This window comes from Ktedonosporobacter rubrisoli, assembly GCF_004208415.1.
In the GTDB taxonomy this organism is placed as follows: domain Bacteria; phylum Chloroflexota; class Ktedonobacteria; order Ktedonobacterales; family Ktedonobacteraceae; genus Ktedonosporobacter; species Ktedonosporobacter rubrisoli.
In genome coordinates this window covers 45531-64519 of record NZ_CP035758.1, presented here as the reverse complement: position 1 = coordinate 64519, position 18989 = coordinate 45531, and the positions used below count along the sequence as shown (strand labels likewise).

At 52.0% G+C, this 18989-nt stretch carries 16 protein-coding genes; 13 read left to right on the top strand and 3 right to left on the bottom strand.

Annotated features, from left to right (window positions below; translation table 11 throughout):
• Nucleotides 1-72: 72 nt before the first annotated feature.
• The 6 genes from EPA93_RS00340 to EPA93_RS00315 all read left to right on the top strand — a co-directional run bounded on the left by EPA93_RS00340 (nucleotide 73) and on the right by EPA93_RS00315 (nucleotide 6061).
• Nucleotides 73-1572 carry a glycoside hydrolase family 44 protein gene (locus EPA93_RS00340; protein WP_129885123.1) on the top strand — a complete coding sequence of 500 codons (1500 nt, stop codon included), beginning with the start codon at nucleotides 73-75 and terminating at the stop codon, nucleotides 1570-1572.
• Between the two features lie 61 nt (nucleotides 1573-1633).
• The gene (locus tag EPA93_RS00335) at nucleotides 1634-2452 is read left to right on the top strand and encodes a class I SAM-dependent methyltransferase (RefSeq protein ID WP_129885122.1); all 819 of its coding nucleotides are present in this window, start codon (nucleotides 1634-1636) and stop codon (nucleotides 2450-2452) included.
• Between the two features lie 135 nt (nucleotides 2453-2587).
• Nucleotides 2588-3832 (top strand): DDE-type integrase/transposase/recombinase, encoded by a 1245-nt coding sequence (locus EPA93_RS00330; RefSeq protein WP_129885121.1) that lies wholly within the window; start codon nucleotides 2588-2590, stop codon nucleotides 3830-3832.
• Complete coding sequence (locus EPA93_RS00325) at nucleotides 3765-4055, top strand: Mu transposase C-terminal domain-containing protein (RefSeq protein ID WP_242527295.1); 291 nt, start codon at nucleotides 3765-3767, stop codon at nucleotides 4053-4055. Before EPA93_RS00330 ends, EPA93_RS00325 begins: the two co-directional genes overlap by 68 nt.
• A complete protein-coding gene (locus EPA93_RS00320; protein ID WP_129885119.1) occupies nucleotides 4048-4818 on the top strand; it encodes an AAA family ATPase in 771 nt (256 codons plus the stop codon). The genes EPA93_RS00325 and EPA93_RS00320 overlap by 8 nt, the downstream gene beginning before the upstream one ends.
• Before the next feature lie 529 nt (nucleotides 4819-5347).
• Nucleotides 5348-6061: a hypothetical protein gene (locus EPA93_RS00315; protein WP_129885118.1), complete on the top strand. Its 714-nt coding sequence runs from the start codon at nucleotides 5348-5350 to the stop codon at nucleotides 6059-6061.
• A 288-nt stretch (nucleotides 6062-6349) separates the two neighbouring features.
• Here the strand turns inward: EPA93_RS00315 and EPA93_RS00310 are convergent, their stop codons facing one another.
• Nucleotides 6350-7105 (bottom strand): DUF4241 domain-containing protein, encoded by a 756-nt coding sequence (locus EPA93_RS00310; RefSeq protein WP_165422765.1) that lies wholly within the window; start codon nucleotides 7103-7105, stop codon nucleotides 6350-6352.
• A 321-nt stretch (nucleotides 7106-7426) separates the two neighbouring features.
• Here EPA93_RS00310 and EPA93_RS00305 point away from each other — a divergent pair, with 321 nt between their 5' ends.
• Nucleotides 7427-7993, top strand: a complete 567-nt coding sequence (locus EPA93_RS00305) for a recombinase family protein (RefSeq protein ID WP_129885116.1) — start codon at nucleotides 7427-7429, stop codon at nucleotides 7991-7993.
• 418 nt (nucleotides 7994-8411) lie between these two features.
• Here EPA93_RS00305 and EPA93_RS00300 read toward each other — a convergent pair whose 3' ends face one another.
• Nucleotides 8412-10238, bottom strand: coding sequence for a cation:proton antiporter (locus tag EPA93_RS00300; protein ID WP_129885115.1), 1827 nt, complete (start codon nucleotides 10236-10238; stop codon nucleotides 8412-8414).
• Between the two features lie 363 nt (nucleotides 10239-10601).
• Entirely contained in the window at nucleotides 10602-11621 is a 1020-nt protein-coding gene (locus EPA93_RS00295; RefSeq protein WP_165422764.1) for a LacI family DNA-binding transcriptional regulator, read from the bottom strand.
• Between the two features lie 582 nt (nucleotides 11622-12203).
• On the opposite strand from EPA93_RS00295, the gene EPA93_RS00290 reads away from it, so the two are divergent.
• From EPA93_RS00290 to EPA93_RS00265, 6 genes are all read left to right on the top strand, one after another.
• Complete coding sequence (locus EPA93_RS00290; RefSeq protein WP_129885113.1) at nucleotides 12204-13574, top strand: ABC transporter substrate-binding protein; 1371 nt, start codon at nucleotides 12204-12206, stop codon at nucleotides 13572-13574.
• A gap of 108 nt (nucleotides 13575-13682) precedes the next feature.
• Nucleotides 13683-14564 (top strand): carbohydrate ABC transporter permease, encoded by an 882-nt coding sequence (locus EPA93_RS00285; RefSeq protein ID WP_129894390.1) that lies wholly within the window; start codon nucleotides 13683-13685, stop codon nucleotides 14562-14564.
• A 135-nt stretch (nucleotides 14565-14699) separates the two neighbouring features.
• Entirely contained in the window at nucleotides 14700-15512 is an 813-nt protein-coding gene (locus EPA93_RS00280) for a carbohydrate ABC transporter permease (RefSeq protein WP_129894389.1), read from the top strand.
• Nucleotides 15513-15548: 36 nt separating this feature from the next.
• Nucleotides 15549-16679 (top strand): saccharopine dehydrogenase NADP-binding domain-containing protein, encoded by a 1131-nt coding sequence (locus tag EPA93_RS00275; protein ID WP_129885112.1) that lies wholly within the window; start codon nucleotides 15549-15551, stop codon nucleotides 16677-16679.
• A gap of 37 nt (nucleotides 16680-16716) precedes the next feature.
• The gene (locus EPA93_RS00270) at nucleotides 16717-18045 is read left to right on the top strand and encodes an aspartate aminotransferase family protein (RefSeq protein WP_165422763.1); all 1329 of its coding nucleotides are present in this window, start codon (nucleotides 16717-16719) and stop codon (nucleotides 18043-18045) included.
• The gene (locus EPA93_RS00265; protein WP_129885110.1) at nucleotides 18032-18823 is read left to right on the top strand and encodes an SDR family NAD(P)-dependent oxidoreductase; all 792 of its coding nucleotides are present in this window, start codon (nucleotides 18032-18034) and stop codon (nucleotides 18821-18823) included. The genes EPA93_RS00270 and EPA93_RS00265 overlap by 14 nt, the downstream gene beginning before the upstream one ends.
• Nucleotides 18824-18989: the final 166 nt, after the last annotated feature.

Sequence of the window (18989 nt, the reverse complement as noted above, 5' to 3'; positions counted from 1 at the left end):
TAAGGCTTTTTCACGAGAAGATACATTTCTTTCTATATGATACATTTTCTTAATGTGAAGGAAGGATAAAAGATGCTGGAAAATCAGGACAAAGCTACAAACAAAATAACTCATTATAAACGTAGGGACTCTGGTTCCCCCTTTGGGATTGTGCGCGGATTTGTCTATGGATATGAAGGTGTTAAGGCAGATGTGTTCATGCCACAGCTTCGCGCTTTGGGGGCTGGAGCTGTCCGGCTCTTCCTCTTCTGGAATCAGATGCAGCCCGAGCCAGATTGCTTTGTCTGGGATACTGTGGATACTTTTCTGGCGCAATTAGAGCCAGCCGACGATGCCTGGATTATGCTAGGCTCAAGCTCAACATGGGGCACAAAGCAGCCAAGCATGCTATTGCCACCCTCGCCCGCCAGTGATCTGAAAGCTTATTATGAATTTGTGCATACGCTGGTCAGCCGCTGCAAAGGACGGGTGCGCTACTGGCAGATGGACAATGAGCCGAACAATGCAATCTTCTGGGCCAAAGGTAGCGCCCAAGAGTACGTTGAGCAGCTGAAAGTTTTCTCACGAGCTGTCAGAGCTGCTGATCCAGAAGCCAGAATAATTTTGGCTGGTGCGGTTGGTCTGTATCATCAGCCTAGCGAAACCATCAGGCCTGAGGAGCAAGCCGAGCAGGACTTCTTCAACCAGCTTTTGCGCGATGGAGCTGATTACTTCGATATCTTTGATGTACATCTCTACGATGAGCCATACCTTATCCCGGATGTGCTTGAGGATGTGCGCAAGAAAATGGCAGCTCATGGTTATCAGAAACCGATCTTTGTTGGTGAGTACAACGGTCCCGGCTTCTTCGAGTTCACTGAGAACATGCAGGCCATCTATGGAATGCAAGTGTGGACTAACTTTACAAGCGCAGTCCTTAGCGACGATGAGAAGGTGCAAACCGCGCAGAGCGATGCCGAGCAAAAAGCCATGAAAGAGTTCTATGCGCGGATGGAGCAGCTACCAGCGCAGACGCAGATGTTTATGGCCGGTTGCCCTGCTCAATGGCAAGAGAGGCGCCATCGCATTAACTGTCGGCAGATAGTAATGCGCAATCTGCTGGCCCTTGCCGCCGGAGCTGAAAAGACATTTTGCTGGAATCTCGCTACAGAAACATCAGACCCGTATCGTTTGATGGATCTGTTGTTTGACAAGTTCAAGCTCATGGACTATGAGGATGGTGTAGTCAAGAAGCGCTATCCGGCCGCAGAGACATACAGCCGAATGGCACATACGATGGCGGGTGTTGAAAGCGTCGAGCGCATCGAACTGCCCGAACGTCCTGGCACCTATCTCTTTGAGGTGCAACGTGGCAAAAGTGGTTCGCTCTTCGTGGTCTGGGAACGGCGAGATACTTTCTCAGGTGAGGATGAGGCGCCCGTAGCCTTTGACTTACCCTGGAGATCGCAACAGGCCCAGGCCTTTGATGCGTTTGGAGAGAAAGTAGCAACCAGGCTGACCGATGGTCACTTGCAGCTAGAAATCACCTCAACGCCAGTCTTTATTCTACCGAATAAAGGGCGTGAAGGGTGAAGCGGAAAAGCAGCTTTGAGCTCACGAGCAATTGGCCAAACTATCTTTGGGAGAGCTATATATGGGAGCCATGCAAGGTCAAGTGATAGTGGATTTGACAGGAGTTCCTGAGACCCTGCTCATGACGTTATATAACCGCGCAATGGAAGCGAAGCAACCTACGGGTATGCTTCGCGATCCCCTCTCCGTCGATCTTCTTAAGAGCATCAAATATCCTTTTGTCCAACGATTTGGTAAGCCGGACCTCAGCCATGTGCTTCGGGCCATACAGTTTGATGCACAGATCCGCAAGTTTCTAGCGTTACACCCGAGTGGGATGGTGGTTGCGCTAGGTGAAGGGTTGGAGACACAGTTCTGGCGGATTGACAATGGTCAGGTTCATTGGCTAACAGTTGATCTACCGGAGGTCATCGATTTACGAAGACGTCTTTTGCCCCAAAACAATCGCCTGCAGATGTTAGCCTGCTCCGCGCTAGATCTGAGCTGGGCGCAACATGTAGATTTCACGCAAGACATTCTGATAGTTGCTCAAGGTCTGCTAATGTATTTTGAGCCAGCGGAGGCCCATAAGCTTCTGGATGCCATTGCCGAGAGATTTCCAGGCGGTGAGATGCTCTTTGACACGATTCCACGCTGGGCGCGTACGCAGCGAGGACATCGCCAGAGTCGTTTCTACCGAATGCCAGCGCAACCCTGGGGTATCGATAGGGATCAGCTTGATGAAATCACAGATATGCACGCGTCCATCAAGGACATGCAGATATTGCCTCAGCCACAGGGGCGAGGATTCTTCTATGGCATCCTCTATCCACTTTTGCTTCGTTTGCCAATTATTATGAATAAATTGCCGATGACAGTTGTTGTACGATTTGCAGACTAAGTTTGCTAGTAATAGCATTATATGTGTAAATCCAAATTTTAAACTGGTGAGATTCTGTACAATTGTGCTGGTGATCAGGTATACTATGGGAAAGACGAGTGGAAGCTCCTTTTGATATGCTCTACGGGCAGAGAAATGAACGAAGCACCATTGTCCCTCACAGCTCTTTCAGAGGCTCAAAGAGCACAGGCTCAGGAAAGATACACGATCATCCGTCCCGCTTTGGAAAAAGAGGTCTCCCAAGCGCAAGTAGCCCGTACCCATCAGCTTGCACCTTCGACGATACAACTCTGGATCAAACGGTACCGCGAGAAGGGGTTAGCAGGGCTCGCAAATCACACTGCCCGCCCGGATAAAGGGCAGTCTCGCCGCCTCCCAGAGCAGGCAATCAGATTGATTGAAGGACTAGCCTTACAAACTCCTCCCCGTTCAGCCGCCGCCATTCATCGCCAAGTGACCGCGATTGCGGAAGTTCAAGGGTGGAAACCTCTCAGTTATGAGCGCGTGCGCCAAATCATCAAGCAGCTTGATCCCGCCCTCCTCACTCTGGCCCACCAGGGAGCTGCTGCCTATCGCGAGGAATTTGATCTGCTCTATCGGCGGGAGGCCACCCACTCGAATGCGATGTGGCAGGCGGATCATTCTCCGCTTGACATCTGGCTTCTCGATGAGAACGGGAAGCCTGCCAAGCCGTGGTTGACGGTGATCGAGGATGATTACAGCCGCGCTATCGCGAGTTTCCGGCTCACCTTCCAGGAGCCAACCGCACTGACCACAGCATTAGCCCTGCGCCAGGCGATCTGGCGCAAAGAAGATCCCCGCTGGCAGATCTCTGGTATTCCCAGCGTTTTCTACAGCGATCATGGATCAGATTTCACCAGCAAGCATATGGAGCAGGTTGCCATCGATGTAGGCATCGAACTGATCTTTTCCGAAAAGGGGGTTCCTCGTGGGCGCGGGAAGATTGAACGTTTTTTTCGTAGTGTCAACGAGCTGTTCTTGCAAGATCTTCCTGGGTATTGTCCTGCCGGATACAAGGGAGCACAGGCCACCCTCACTCTGGCCGCGTTTGAGGAAAAATTTCGGGCCTGGCTATTGACTTCCTATCACCAGCGGGTCCATAGCGAAACCAAATGCAGGCCAGCGGAGCGCTGGCAGAGGGGTGAGTTCGTGCCTCGCATGCCCACCTCCCTTGAGCAACTTGATCTGCTGCTCTTAACCGTGAGGAAGACACGACGGGTCCAGCAGGACGGCATCCGAGGGATATCGCTATATGGACGTGACCCTGGCAGCCTATGTGAAGGAAGAAGTGGTGGTTCGTTACGACCCGGCAGATCTCGCCCAGATACGGATCTTTTATCAGGATCGCTTTCTCTGTGATGCGGTCAGCGCGGAACTCTCGGGTCAGACGGTGAGCTTGAAGGAGATTAAAAAGGCGAGAGCGCAGCGGCGCAAGCAGGTCCAGGTGGGGCTCTCCAGCCGTCAAGCGGTGGTGGAGCACTTTCTTGCCATCCATCAGGAAGAGCCTGAGCCGCCCTTAGGAGTGCAGAAGCAACCTGAAGTGGTGGGACCTTCTCAGCTCAAAGGATATATCAATGAGTGAAGAGCCTGAGACAAAAGAACTCATCTTTGCCGCCACCAAGGAGTATCTCCGATTTGGAGAATTCTGCGACGCGTGTCGAAAGTATCGCTATATTGGAATTTGTCATGGGGTTGCTGGGGCAGGAAAAACACGTTCGGCACGAGAATATGCTCGTTGGGATCTGCTCTCACCGTTATTTCCTGAAGAACTGTTTACTCTAGTTGGACGACGCTATCTTGACGACCAGTTTCCGCACAGACCATTCGCCACCCCCGGTTCTCCTGCTTTTGCCGACGTGCTCGCGTGTCGGACCGTGTACTATACCGCTCCAGTGGCCGCGACGCCCTTGCGCATCGAGCGGGAGGTGATGGCTCTCTCTGCCACCCTCTCCTACGTGGTTGAAGCAGCAGAGCAGGCCAGCCGAGGCAAAGATGATTTTTTGCTGGCCTATCGGCTTCCCAAACGGACAGAGTTGGTGATCGTCGATGAGGCTCAACGATTAAAGCCAGCCGCGCTGGAGCAGCTGCGTGATCTCTATGATCGAGGTCACTTCGGGCTCGTGTGGTTACTCCAAGAGCGTTGGAGCCACCTGGGCATGCATATCCGCGTGGATGATTTTACTGATGCCGAGGCTCTGGCCGCCATCGTGCGCATTACTGGTAGCAACTTTCGCGTTATTCATCGTCTGTTGATGCAGATTGAGCGCATTTTGGAAATCAATCACCTCCATACCGTCACCAAAGAGGTGGTAGAAAAAGCGCGCGAACGACACGTTTTGGGATAAGCTGTGTGGATGAGGTGTCTCAAAAGCGTTGGTTTGATGAGAGAGTCAGCAGGCTCTCTTCTTTGTGACCACTGGCGCGTTCTGTAAGGAGCATTACCATGCAAGTTGATCTCTACTCTCTCCAGATGAGCAGCCAAACCACTGGCTGGGGATTGATCTTGGGCTTGGACAAGTGGGCGAATGGGGTTGTCACGCTCAATGGTGAGTATCGTGTCATCCATACCAACGATGGTGGCGTAACCTTTCAGGGAGTCAAGACCTGGAAACTGGATAGGAGCGATCATCTGGAGTTCTTCCCACTTTCAGAGCAGATGGCTCTCGCCTTTACGAGCCAGCAGGTCTATCGCACGACCAACGCGGGCACTACTTGGGAAGAGGGGAGTCTTCCACTGACATCCGACGAGCGTATCTGGGTCCGGAGCCTCACGTTTCCTGACGCGAACTTAGGCTGGGTGCTCCTTCAAATCGGGTACACGTCCTCTGTGCTCCTTCTCTCGACCGCCGATGGGGGCTCCACTGGAAGCAAGTATTGCGCTTCACCAACGAGATTCCTCCCGTCCCTGGCATTGGCGGGGGAAGTGCTCTGCAGTTTCTTGATCGGCAGACGGGCTGGATTACGGCCATGCCTACGGTTACCAAGGCAACTACACAGAAGCCCTTGCTCTATCTCACTCGTGATGGGGGATACACCTGGACTCCTCAACCCCTTCTTCTCCCGCCTGGGATCAAGCCTACCTGCGAGCTTTGGCTTGAGCAGCCGCGCTTTTTCTCCGCACAAGAGGGAGTGATTCCGGCTTCCATCAATCACTCCCAGGATGGCACCCCAAATGGGTTTCTGAGCTTCGTCACTCATGACGGGGGTCTGAGCTGGCAAAGCAGGCCATTTGTGGCTGTGGATTATAATGTTCTCTACACCAGGACGGTGAAACCGGGAGCGATTCATCAGATGGCCTACAGAAACACCCCCGCCCCTCGGTTTACCGATATGGGTTTTGGCTGGGTGGGCCGCCCCGATCTTGCCCTGTTCACGACCACTGATGGAGGTATGAGCTGGCAGACTCTTGTGTCACCCTCTCCCTTCAAAGACGGGAGCCAACTCCTTTTTCTCTCTAGCAAGCTTGGCTGGATCATCACCAAGAGTGAGGATGAAATGACCTCATCACTCTACAAAACGAGTGATGGGGCACAACATGGACACTTCTTCCCGCGACGCTTCTCTGAGATGACTGGCTGGCTCTGCTGAAGCAGGTCGCAGGAGCCACTTCGCGAGTCCCAATTTGTATCGGCTTTCCCTGCTCTCCCAGAAGCATCGGCAAAGATAGCTTGCTGCATTCCGTCATGCCTATTGGCATAACCCCCTCGTTTCGCGCGAAGAGGGGCCTCAATCTCATCTCGAAATCGTCCGTATGCTGAGAATCTGGAGAAATGCGAGCGCACTTTTCCATCTCTGCCGAACGCGTAGACTTGTGGCTGTGGCATGTTCAAGAGAGCCTCTTGCTCACCGTGAGGAAATGAAGGGCCGAGATAAAGCTCAGCTCAGTGGCGAGTCCCACTCGACATCCTGAAAGATACCAAAATCAGTGATGAGGCTTGACAGGCTACCTTCTGCCGTGTACAAAAAGTAGGATGGATAGCTGCCATCGCCATAGCCACTATGGAATGCCACTATATTGCCGCCTGTAGGAGATTTGAGAGTCATCGATCCAGCACCAAGCCTCGACGATTCAAGGATTCTCAGCAATGGATCGCCCACCTGGTCGTAAAAGAAAGCCGTCATTGCCTCCCAACGCTTTTGCCATGCTTCTGCCTCTTCTTGGGTCTGTGGCGGCGACCAGTCAGCGTATCCACGAGCTTTGAATTGCTCAAGCAACCATGCCTGTACATCCTGATCCAGAAAGCAGCTTGTTCCAGAGTCCACCCCATATCCGAAGAAATGGTCAGGTGCCAGGGTGCTCACATCTTCACCGGGACGGAGAGCCATTTCCCATCGCACTCCTTCCTGTTTGCTCAGTTGTACCTGCGCGAATGCCACCCTCCCTCCACAAATACCCTCCGATTGGATGCCGCTTACGAAAACGGGGTAGCGTCCTGGTGGGATCTTCGTTGTATAGGGCTTGGGCCTACTGAGGGGCAGAAAATAGGGGTCGCAAGCGATAATCGAGCCAGAGGTCACCAGCAACTCACCAACTTGCTCTTTCTGAATGCTGAAGGGAACGCCATTGTCCCGCCCACGCAAACTGTTCGTAAACGCCAACGAAGGATTGGCAGAAGGTCCGACAAGCTTCATGGTGTGTTTTCCTCCTCGTTTCCCGCAAACAGGCGTCGTGGCAGTTTCAGATGAAGTGTGCAACTGCGCACATCTCTTCTGCTCTCTCATTCCTTCCAGATGAGAAAAAAGCGGCAACGACGGCCAAAGCGCTCTCTGAAGAGAGGAGTCTCATTATCGACCGTTTCTTGCGACGATTAACTCGGCTGTTTCAGGGTCACAGCACACCAGCTCTGCGAGCGTGTCTTCCTGGTTGACGAATCTCAAAACCTGTCTCATAATGGAGAATCTCAAAACCTCCCCTCTCTGACGGGAAAGGTGAGACACAGAGAGGAGCACGTCATGAATGTCGGATATATTCGAGTTTCCAAGCATGAGCAACATGAAGATCTGCAACGAGATGCGCTAGCAGCAGCCAAATGCGAGAAAGTGTTTGCTGACAAGATTTCTGGGGCGACAGCTTCCCGCAAGGGTCTGGAGGAAGCGCTCGCGTATCTGCGCCCGGGAGATACATTGGTCGTCTGGAAGTTGGATCGGGCAGGGCGCTCGTTAAACCATCTGATGGAACTGCTCTCCGATCTGCAAAATCGTGATATCTCATTCACCAGCCTCACCGAGCAGATTGATACCTCGACACCTTCTGGTAAGCTGATCTTCCATCTCCTGGGGGCCCTAGCTGAGTTTGAACGGGATCTGATTCGGGAGCGGACCAATGCAGGGCTAGCTGCGGCCAGAGCCAGGGGCAACGTTGGGGGACGTCCCCGCAAGCTCCAATCGAATGCCAAAGTGGCGCTGGCTCGTCAGCTCTTTGCCTCCAAAGAGCATTCGATTCCAGAACTGTGCTCAGCTCTTGGAATCTCCCGTGCAACCCTCTATCGCTACGTCAAAGAGGCGAATCCACCAGCATAATTGTTGGAAAACTGGCTGGTTTAAAATTTGGATTTACAGTTATATGCCTCATCCCAACTTTTATGTGGAGCATTTGTAGCCAGCAAGAAAGTATCGATCATGCCGGAGAAACTTGCCGAGGAGAATCCGGAGAATCCCTTGTTAATGTGTACTGCTTACAAAGCTCAGCCTGGGGCCTCTCCGCTGCCGATACGAGGCACACTGTAGGCGCACAGAGCAAAAAAACACTGCTTGACGTTGGCACAGCTCAAACCCGGCTTCACATTCTTGTGAGACGATTAGATAATCTTTTTGCAGGATACGAGCCAGCGCTAAGAGGGCAAGACTGCAGAAAACTGTGAAAAAGTTTCCCCACCAATTTATTGGGATCTGCTGCCCGTAAGCTGGCGGCGAGTAAGTCGACTAATGGAGACCTTGTTTAAACAAGATCCTCAGTTTTTGCTTCTGGAACACCCTCGTCCCTGGCTTCGGCGACTAATGTGCATGATTTTTTATGCAACTGGGCCAGCGTATATTGTTCAGCAAGCGTGGAGGCTGTGAGATCATAGTGATCATGGCGCACGGCAGAGATGTACTGCTGGGTCTCATTTTCAGCGTAGCCAAGATGAGTTAGGGTTTGACGAACAATATTCAGGCCGCCCTCCAATTCTGGATGGATAACTTCGTTGGCTCCGAGCTCGAAGAGGCGGTGTACACCATCCTGAGTAGCTGCTCGCACAATTATAGTAACCTGAGGCGCGAGTTTACGCACTTTAGCGACGATGATGAAGGCGGATGCCTCGTCGGGAACTGTTACTACTACGGCCTGAGCGCGCTCCACATGTGCGTGAGTAAGGATCTCCGATTCGGCGGCGTCTCCGTAGAGGGTGGGTACACCCTGCCCGTCCAATTCTATGATACGTGAGACATCGAGATCAATAACCAGGCGTGGTACTTCAAGATGGGAGAGCACCTGTACAATATGGTGCCCCACGCGTCCATAGCCAACCACCACAACATGCTCATGCAATGTTTCGGCTAGCTGGGTTTGGAGGGAGAGAGGCTGTTGACGATCTAAGAGGGACCAGAGGGCAGGGAAAGCACGCAAACGAGTTTCGATCCAGGGCAATGCGCGAAAGACGAAAGGATTGATCGTAATCGAAATGATCGCACCCGCTAGAATAAGCGAATATTGCTCCTGGGTTAATAGCCCCAGCGCAACTCCTGTCTGGCCAAGGATAAAAGAGAACTCACCTATCTGGGCTCGGCCGGCTGCTACGATGAGCATTGTGCCCGCTGACTGTGGAAAGATCAGGCCAAGTAACAACGTAATCAGAAACTTACCGCCAATGATTAGTGCGACGAGCGCCAGGACCTCACCGGCGTGAGAGAGGAGATAGAGCGGATTCACCAGCATACCTACCGAGACGAAGAACAGCACGCCAAACGTCTCGCGAAACGGTAGGACCTCTACTTCCACCTGGTGGGAGAGCGCCGATTCGCTGACCACTACCCCAGCCATAAAAGCTCCCAGAGCTAGAGAAACGCCGAATAAAGCGGAGGCAGCCAGAGCTATGCCAACCGTGATCACTACTATGGCAACAATAAAGAGCTCGCGTGAGCGCAGATAAGCCATGCGCGTCAGGAACCAGGGAACGATGCGCGTACCGGCTATCAGCATCAGGGCGGCAAAGGCGCCAGTTTTCAGCAAGGCCAGGCCAGCGCTTTGCCAGACAGGCTCGCCTGCATTGGCTGTAAGCGTCGGGAGCAGCACCAGAATGAGAACAGTAATTAAGTCTTCTAATACCAGCCAACCCATAGCAATCTGGCCTGCGGTTGTATTGAGCAAGCCCTGATCCATGAGGTTGCGAATCATTACTACTGTACTGGCAATTGCCACGGCGACACCCAGCAAGATACCGGCAGGCAACGACCAGCCCCAGAAGCGGGTGAGCAATACGCCAAAGGCTGTAATGATTCCCAATTGGATTAGAGTGCCTGGAATAGCAATTGCGCGGACCGCCCATAAATCACGAAGGGAGAAATGGAGACCTACCCCAAAGAGGAGGAAAATAACTCCAAGTTCCGCAAGTTGTTGAATCGTGGTAAGGTCGCCGATGAAGCCGGGAGTGAAAGGACTAATTACGATGCCAGCAAGCAGATAACCAACCATGGTGGGCAATTTCAGTAAGCGAGCCAGATACCCACCAACAAGGGCAGCCGCAACAGACAAAGTAATATTGATCAATATAGGGTATTCATGCATATATGTGTCTTCTCCTTCATGAAGCAAGGCACAGGCTAAAGTATCATCTCCTTTTTACCTGCTAGGTACATTAAAGTTTTTTGGATGTTTTATGGAATAAAAAGAAAGTATTGAGTTTATTGTTTTTTCTTACTATAGTTATGAAGCTATAAGTTAGATAGCTACTTACAAATAATAACCGAAGCGGCGCTACATCCTGAGTAAGTATACTCTATAAACCTGTGATAAAACTGAGAAATCACTGAGAATAGATTTTGCTTCTATTGCGTCTTTCGTTTTATTTAAAAGTATCTCAGAGAAATGCGCCTGGCTGACAGTTGACGTTTATTTGGAGAATAGCCCGTTAGAAGGGCGTTCAGCTAGCTAGCGAGAAGCTGGACATATAGCTGTAGAGGCGCGTGCGATCAGTTCAGGCGCGAGCAACGGAGGAGGTTCAAGCTGTTTTCCCTCGATTATACTTAGCAAAAGATCCAGCGCCAGCTTGACCAGGCGATCTCGATCCACATTAATTGTTGTCAGCGGAGGAGATGTGAAAGGAGCCAGAGCAATGTTGTCAAAGCCAATGATCGAGAGATCTGCCGGTACGCGCATGCCTAACTTCCAGGCTGCAACCATGGCCCCGATAGCCATTAAATCGTTTGTGGCAAAGATGGCTGTAGGCGGGTTTGGAAGGTGCAAAAGCTGATGAGCGGCTGCCTCACCGCTTTCCAGCGACGAATCGCCATTGCTCACCAGGGCTGCATCCAGCGGGCAAGCTGCGTTGGCAAGAGCTTCCTGGCAGCCGGTAAAGCGTAAATGATGATCGATGCGACCATTGGCTTTGACATCGACAATAACACTGATGCGTCTATGCCCTAACCCCAGGAGATGTTCGGCTACGAGTTGACCGCCTCGCTTAAAGTCTAGTCCGACAGCCAGTGAAACCTCCTGTCCCTCTTCTTCTTCCCACAAGCAGCAGATAACTGGCAAGCCTGAAGCGATCATAGACTGTATGGCCGAGAACGATAAGCCACCGGGTAATGCGATAATGCCATCGACACGCCGAGCCGCCAGATCCTCTAAGAGCTCTGCGCCAAGGCGCTCATCCTCGTACGTATTGGTGATCATCGTACGGAAGCCGCGCGCATAGGCGCTACGCTCGACCGTCTCCGCGATGCCAGCATAGAAAGGATTGATAATGTGTGGAATTACCAGGCCGATCGTATGGGTCTCTTGCTTGATCAAGCTGCGGGCAATCAGATTGGGCCGGTAGCCTAGCTCGCTGGCATACCTCATAACCTTCTCACGTGTAGCCTGGCTAATAGAGCCCTTACCGGAAAGGACGTACGAGACAGTCGCTGCAGTGACACCAGCTGCTTTAGCTATGTCATAAATTGTGGCCAAGTTTGTCTCCTGGATGGGGAGTAAAGTCGATCGCCTGATTTCATGAGCGCAATCTGTATATAGTATATGCATATATAAGCTGGACTGTCAATATAGTGCTTGACGTACTCAGCTGGCGATTTGCAAAATAGTCGGCGAAAGTATTGACACCATCCATACACATGTATATACTTGTAACAAGTTAAATTAATCGGTTAAGTTAAGGCACTTAACGAGAGAAGAGGAGCTATAATAACCGCTATTATGGCTATCTACATCTAACATAGTCCTATTCGACGAGAGATACTGTAGATGGGAAGCATAGGGATTGTGAGCAGAAATTCAATTTTATATAGATCAATGGCGGTCTATAGTTAATAAATAAGAATCTACAGCAGACATAAGATTATCACAAGGGTGTGATGACAACTGGAGAGAAAGAGCATTCTGCTTTGAAAGAACCTATATTTTTCTAGCATTACATTTCAGATGCGCCACACGCTCATCTGCTTGTCTTGTTGACAGGATGAGCTTATGTAGCTAAGCAGGATTTACCTGTTATTTTCGGAATCGTCAAATAGTCTCCAAAGGAGGAGCGCAAAGATGAGTGATACCTTTTCCGCATTCCCATACCTATTTTCGGCAAGAACGAATCGCCGTAAATTCCTCTCTCGTTCACTCGTGTTAGGAGCCTCGCTGGCCGGGCTAGGAACAGCGCTACAGGCCTGTGGTAGTAGCAGCGCGGCCGGACCAGCAGCCCTGAAATGGTCTACTTGGGCCGGAGCAACCTCCGCCAAACGTTTCCAGACCTTTACCAATCAGTACAATACCGGGCATAAAGCTAACGTAAAGTTTGTGCCGATCCCCTCATATGATGATTATTTGCCTAAAATCCTCTCCGAATTGAACGCCAACATAGCCCCGGATGTATTTTATGCCGCTGATGAGCACATCATTAAACTGATCCAGAATCAGACGATTGAGGAGCTCACACCGCTCATGACGAAAAGCGGCAGTATAGTAAAACCTGATGATTATTTTCCGGGCATGTGGGGCGCAGCCAAAACCCATAGCGGCAAGATTTATGGCCTGCCAGTTGACTGCAACCCGATTGTCATGTGGTACAACAAAAAGGTTCTGCAACAAGCGGGCATTACCGAGATGCCAAGCGAGCTCTATGCGCAAGGCAAATGGAACCGGGATATTTTCCAACAAATGGTGGACAAGATTGCCGCAACCAAGAAGCGGGGCTATATTCTCGATAACGACTCGATGCTCTATCACTATAGCTGGGTGGTCAATAATGGCGGCACAGTCTACGATAACGATGGCTACGGTAACTTTGTCGCAGATCAGGATACCAAAGCTGTGGAAGCCTTTCAATGGCTTGCCGATAATGTGCGGGCAAAGAAGTTTGCCTACGCGGCTGCGTTGCCCAGCAATCAGGGTGAAGACCTGATGTTCATCGCCAATCAGGTTGGCTTCCTTTCGATTGGGCGATATTATCTTTCCGAGTTCAAGGAAGCGCGCGCCAAGGGCCTCGACTACGATATTGTACCAATGCCAGCAACAGACGGAAAGAGCAAGCCAACTGGCATGTTCCTGGCCTATATAGTACTCAATAAGCGCTCCAAAAACCCTGATGCAGCCTATGAGTTTCTTTCTACCTATGTCTCCAAAGATGGCGAAGAAGAGCGCCTGAAAGATGATGGTAATGCAGTACCCTCGGTGAAAGGCGCGGACCAGGTTGTGCTAGGCGGCAATGATCCCGCACATGCCCAATATTTGATTGATGCGCGCAATAACGGCTTCGCGACCTATGCTTCCGAAATGGGTACCCCGGGCCTCAGCGCCGATATCGTCTCGGCCTTCGATCCCGTCTTTTTGAAGGGAGCCGACGTCAAGACCACATTGGGTAAAGTTGCTACCATGGTCAATACGCGCATCAAACAGGCGCAGTCGCTGCTTCAATAAGCAAGAACATAGGGTAATCACAAAGGATTGTCTGATGAGCAGGAGTAATCTATGGAGCTTCAAGTACAAGCGCTGGAGAACAAAGCGCAGGTAGACATCAGGAAGAATATGCGCCGTCGCGCAATTACAGAGGCGCTCTGGGGCGGTTTCTTTATCCTTCCCCAGATGATTGGCCTGATTGCGTTTGCGATAATTCCGCTGGTGACAGTATTTGCCTTGAGCGTGGTTAATTGGGATGGCCTTGGCGCGATTCGTTTTGTCGGCCTGAAAAACTTTACTGATCAGCTCGCAGATCCCAATTTTCGCATAGCCTTCGCTAATACGCTCTACTACACCGTAATTACAGTGCCAGGAGGAATCATTCTCGCCCTGCTGGTTGCTTTAGGGTTGAATAAAGTGCGGGGGAAAGATATTTACCGCGTGATTTATTTTATGCCTGTAGTGACCAGTTCTGTCGCAACTGGAGTCATCTGGCTCTGGCTGCTGAACAGCGATGCCGGTTTTATCAATGTAATGTTGCGCAGTTGGTTTCATGTCCAGGGGCCAAACTGGCTCATTGATGAGCACTGGGTAATCCCCTCGATTGCCCTGGTGAGCATCTGGAGCAGCATGGGCTCAAATATGGTAATCTTCCTGGCCGGCTTGCAGAACATTCCGGCTGTTTACTCCGAAGCTGCGCGCATCGATGGGGCCAATCGTTTTCAGCTTTTCTGGAAAGTGACTTTGCCCCTCCTGAGTCCCACGCTTTTCTTTATCACTGTGCTCTCGATTATTAGCTCGTTCCAGGTCTTTGATCAAACCTTTGTGATGACCCAGGGCGGCCCGGATAAGGCCAGCTATACGATTGTTTACCACATTTATAATCTCAGTTTCCGTCAGTTTACCTTTGGACCGGCAAGCGCAGCGGCGGTCATCCTTTTTGCGGTGTTGCTGGTATTGACGCTTATACAGTTCAACTTGCAAAAACGCTGGGTCCACTATGAGCTATAGCAGTCGCACAAGATGACAGAGGAAAGGAAATAGAGAGAAATGCTACAGGAGACCATAAAAAGCGTGCAGCCGGAATTGAGATCCCAGGCTGACGGACCAACGCAGCCTCACAAGCGTCGCAATCCGCTGAGCGTAATGTTTTCTATCCTGATCCATGCCTTGCTGATTATCGGTGCCATCTGTATGGCTGGGCCATTCTTGTGGATGATGGCAACCTCGCTCAAAGATAATACACAGGCTTTTAGCGATCCGTTATCGTTTTTGCCCAATCCCATTATGTGGCAGAACTATCCAAACTCACTGCAGGCCATGTCCTTTGGTCAGGCTTATTTTAATAGCTTCTATATTGCCGTGATCGTCGTAGTCTGCGAGCTTGTTACGACCTCGATGGCCGGCTATGCCTTTGCACGCATTCGTTTCCCAGGACGCAACATTGTCTTTGTGCTCTTCCTGGCTACCTTAATGATCCCTTTTCAACTGACGATCATTCCGATGTTCATCATCATGCAGAAGCTGAACTGGCTTGATACGCACCTGGCCCTGATTGTACCAGCAGCCCTCTTTGATGCCTTTGGGGTCTTCTTGATGCGCCAATTTATAATGGGGATTCCCAAGGAATTGGAAGAGGCGGCTATTGTAGATGGAGCCAATCGCTGGACGCTCTACTGGCGGATCATCCTGCCCTTGCTCAAACCGCCGATGGCCGCACTGGGGATCTTTACCTTCCTGGGGCAATGGAATAGCTTCTTTATGCCGCTGATTATGCTCAATAGTTCCGATCTCTATACAGTACCCTTGCTGCTCAATCAGTTCCGCGAACAGTATACTTCACAGTGGGGCTTGATGATGGCCGGCTCCATGATTGCCGTTCTACCAGTGTTATTGATCTATATTCTGGGGCAGCGCCAGATTATTCAGGGTATTGCGCTGACGGGATTGAAGTCATAATTAGGTACATTGAGATTATCTGAAGTTGAGGTACTTGTGAAACCAACTGTTATGTTGATTGGTCTTGGCGGCCTGGGGAGCGTGCTGCTGGAGTTGCTGGTACGCGAAAAGGGCATAGGACGTCTTCTCGTAGCTGGACGCAGGATTGAGCAGGGGCAGGCGCGTTGCAACCTGGCCAGATTGGGAGCGCTGGCGCAGGGATATGCCCCTGAGGTGCGCTTTGTGGAACTGGATCTCCAGCGGCCCGAAATGGTAGCTGAAATTCTTACGCGCGAAGCTCCCGACCTGGTGCTGAGTACGGCGACGCTACTTACCTGGTGGCTACCCAGCTTGCTGCCCGTTGAGCAAAGCGCTGCGCTCAATCACTTTGGCATGTGGCTGCCCGTACACCTGGTGCTAAGCATGAAATTGATGCAGGCCGTACGGATTGCCGGCTATCGGGGTCCGGTACTGACCGCGCCATTTCCTGATGTTGTCAACCACGTGCTTGCAGGCCTGGATCTAGCGCCAACCTGTGGAATTGGCAATCTGCCTGAGGTGGTGGCCAAAGTGCAGCTTCTGGCATGCCAGAAACTGAATGTGTCCATGGAAGCCATACAGGTCTTAATGGTAGGGCACCATGCGCTAGGTGATGTGGCCTTTGGTGAGCATGCCGCCGAACTGCCGTCCTATTTTTTGCGCGTCATATGTGACGGACAGGATGTTACCGAGCAGCTCAAGGCAGGCGAGTTGCTGCTGGCACCTCATCCGATTACGTCAGGTCCGGCCACGCATTTTCTGACCGCTGGGACGGCTATTCCTTTGGTTACAGCTATGCTTGCTGAGCGCGAAGAACTGCTGCATGCGCCGGCCCCCAACGGCTTGCCGGGTGGCTATCCGGTTTTGGCCAGCCGGGCAGGCGTGCGCGTGGCTCCTATGGCCGGCCTGGCGCTGGAAGAAGCTATTGAAATCAATGAGCGCTCGCATCGCTTTGATGGCATCGAGCGCATTGAAGAAGATGGCACTGTGGTCTTCTGTGAGGCAGCCAGCGAAGCGTTCCGCACTCAGCTTGGCTATGATTGTTCGCGTTTGCGGCCGTCTGAGGCTGAGGAGCGCGCTGCTGAGCTCATACAGCGCTTCCGTGATTATGCGGTGGCGCATGGAGTTACTCTGCCCACAACCTCCTGATACGTCAGGTTGTTCTCTGTTGGAGGCTTTTCTCATTATGTCATTGAATACGCAAAAATCTAAAGAATTATTTGAGCGTTCACGTGGGCTCATGATCGAGGGCGGAAGCTCGTCTTCGCGAGGCCCAGTGAACTATGGAGCCTATCCGCTATTTATGCAGCGCGGCCAGGGTTCACGTATCTATGATGTTGACGGCAATAGCTATATCGATTGGCTAATGTCGTATGGTGCGCTCCCGCTTGGGCATGCCCATCCACGAGTCGTCGAGGCCCTGTGTCAAGCGGCGGCCAGCGGCTCACATTTTGCTACAGCAACCGATATCGAGATCGAAGTTGCCGAAATGATTCAGCGCATTGTGCCAAGCGCCGAACGCGTGCGTTTTGCCAATACGGGGACAGAGGCCACTATGGCAGCGGTACGCCTGGCTCGTGGCTACACTGGTAAGCCGAAATTTATCAAATTCGAGGGGCATTACCACGGCTGGTATGACGATTACCTGGTCAGCTCCAATCCCCAGCCGCTCACCACGCTGGGCCATCGCAACGATCCGATAAAGATTCCCGATAGCTCGGGCCTCAATCGCCATGCTCTTGACGATACAATTGTAGTGCCCTGGAACGATCTGGGCGCCCTGGAACGCGCTATTGATACCTATCGCGGACAGATAGCCGCAATTCTCAGCGAAGGCATCATGGCCAATATGGGCATCATCCCACCGGCCGAAGGCTATTTGCAAGGCCTGCAGGAACTTGCACGCAAGCATAATATTCTCTTTATTCTTGACGAAACAGTGACCGGCTTTCGCATCGCCGCCGGGGGGTGCCAGCAATACTATCAATTGCAACCAGATATTACAACCTTTGGCAAGGCCCTGGGAGCTGGCTTGCCGGTGGCTGGAATTGTGGGGCGCGCAGAGGTGATGGAGGCGCTTTCCTGGGGCGGTGTACTGCATTATGGGACGCAGAACGCCTCACGTATTGGCTTGCACGCCGCGCGGGCCAGCCTGCAAGTCCTGACCGAGGATGACGGCGCAGCTTTCCACCAGATATGGCGTATCGCCGATCTGCTGTGTAACGGCTTGCGTGAGCTCTTTAAAGAATTAGGCGTGGCGGCAATTGTGCAAAACGTTGGTCCAATGTTGCAAATCCTGTTCACCGAACGTCCGGCAATCAGCGATTATCGCGAATACTGTCAGTATGTGGATCGGCCCAGGTATCAGCGCTTTATCTGGGAACTCTTCAAGCATGGTGTCTATACGACGCCCTCGGCTACATTACACTCGATTGTCTCGCTAGCCCATAGCGAACAGGATGTAGAGATAACGCTAGCGGCGGCACGAAAGGTTCTGGCCCATGGCACAAACTGAAACACTAACTCGCGCAGGGCGCTTACAGGATCGCGTGGCCCTGATAACCGGCGCGGCCTCGGGTATTGGTCGCGCTACGGCGCTGCTCTTTGCCCAGGAAGGTGCAGCCGTGGCCATCGTCGATCTAGACGAGCAGGGTGGTCAGCGTGCGGCCCAGGCGATCAGAGACGCTGGCGGGCGCGCCCTCTTCATTCAGACCAATATCGCCAAATCCGCCGATTGTCAACACGCGATTGAGCGTACAGTTGACGAGTTCGGCGGTCTGGATATTCTCTTCAACAATGCTGGCATTATTCGGCGCACAACAGTTCTTGAGATCGACGAGGAGGAATGGGATCTGGTGATGGCCGTCAACGTGAAGTCCATGTACCTGCTTTCTCGCTTCGCGCTCCCACATATGATTAGGGCAGGAGGCGGAGCGATCATCAATACGGCTTCGGGTTGGGGCCTGGTAGGAGGTCGGCGCGCGGTCTCTTACTGCACCTCAAAGGGCGCCGTTGTGCAATTAACCAGAGCCATGGCTCTCGATCATGGAGAACAGAATATTCGCGTCAACTGCATTTGTCCCGGCGATACCAATACACCAATGCTGGCACACGAGGCTCAACAGCTTGGCGCAACAAACGCTGCATTCCTACAGGAGGCGGCAGACCGGCCATTGCGCCGTATTGGAAGGCCAGAGGATATTGCCCAGGCCGCACTCTATCTGGCCAGCGATGCCGCAGCATTTGTAACCGGCACGGCCCTGGTCGTAGATGGCGGCGGGCTGGCTGGCTAAAGCATGCGCGAATGGTAGGACCATAGCTATGGTCCTGGGGCTGATTGTCAAAGCTTCGATCGCTTTGGGCCAGGCTGCCTCTCTTTATGCTCCTGGATGTTCTAATGTTAGTCCGGGAGCAGGTAACCCGTATGTTTACTAGAATATTTAGCAGAAATTAGATAAG

Excerpts from the sequence above, each read along its gene's own strand:
- EPA93_RS00340 (WP_129885123.1), top strand. The coding sequence starts at position 73 with ATGCTGGAAAATCAGGACAAAGCTACAAACAAAATAACTCATTATAAA.
- EPA93_RS00335 (WP_129885122.1), top strand. The coding sequence starts at position 1,634 with ATGGGAGCCATGCAAGGTCAAGTGATAGTGGATTTGACAGGAGTTCCT.
- EPA93_RS00330 (WP_129885121.1), top strand. The coding sequence starts at position 2,588 with ATGAACGAAGCACCATTGTCCCTCACAGCTCTTTCAGAGGCTCAAAGA.
- EPA93_RS00320 (WP_129885119.1), top strand. The coding sequence starts at position 4,048 with ATGAGTGAAGAGCCTGAGACAAAAGAACTCATCTTTGCCGCCACCAAG.
- EPA93_RS00310 (WP_165422765.1), bottom strand. The coding sequence starts at position 7,105 with ATGAAGCTTGTCGGACCTTCTGCCAATCCTTCGTTGGCGTTTACGAAC.
- EPA93_RS00305 (WP_129885116.1), top strand. The coding sequence starts at position 7,427 with ATGAATGTCGGATATATTCGAGTTTCCAAGCATGAGCAACATGAAGAT.
- EPA93_RS00300 (WP_129885115.1), bottom strand. The coding sequence starts at position 10,238 with ATGCATGAATACCCTATATTGATCAATATTACTTTGTCTGTTGCGGCT.
- EPA93_RS00290 (WP_129885113.1), top strand. The coding sequence starts at position 12,204 with ATGAGTGATACCTTTTCCGCATTCCCATACCTATTTTCGGCAAGAACG.
- EPA93_RS00285 (WP_129894390.1), top strand. The coding sequence starts at position 13,683 with ATGCGCCGTCGCGCAATTACAGAGGCGCTCTGGGGCGGTTTCTTTATC.
- EPA93_RS00280 (WP_129894389.1), top strand. The coding sequence starts at position 14,700 with ATGTTTTCTATCCTGATCCATGCCTTGCTGATTATCGGTGCCATCTGT.
- EPA93_RS00270 (WP_165422763.1), top strand. The coding sequence starts at position 16,717 with ATGTCATTGAATACGCAAAAATCTAAAGAATTATTTGAGCGTTCACGT.
- EPA93_RS00265 (WP_129885110.1), top strand. The coding sequence starts at position 18,032 with ATGGCACAAACTGAAACACTAACTCGCGCAGGGCGCTTACAGGATCGC.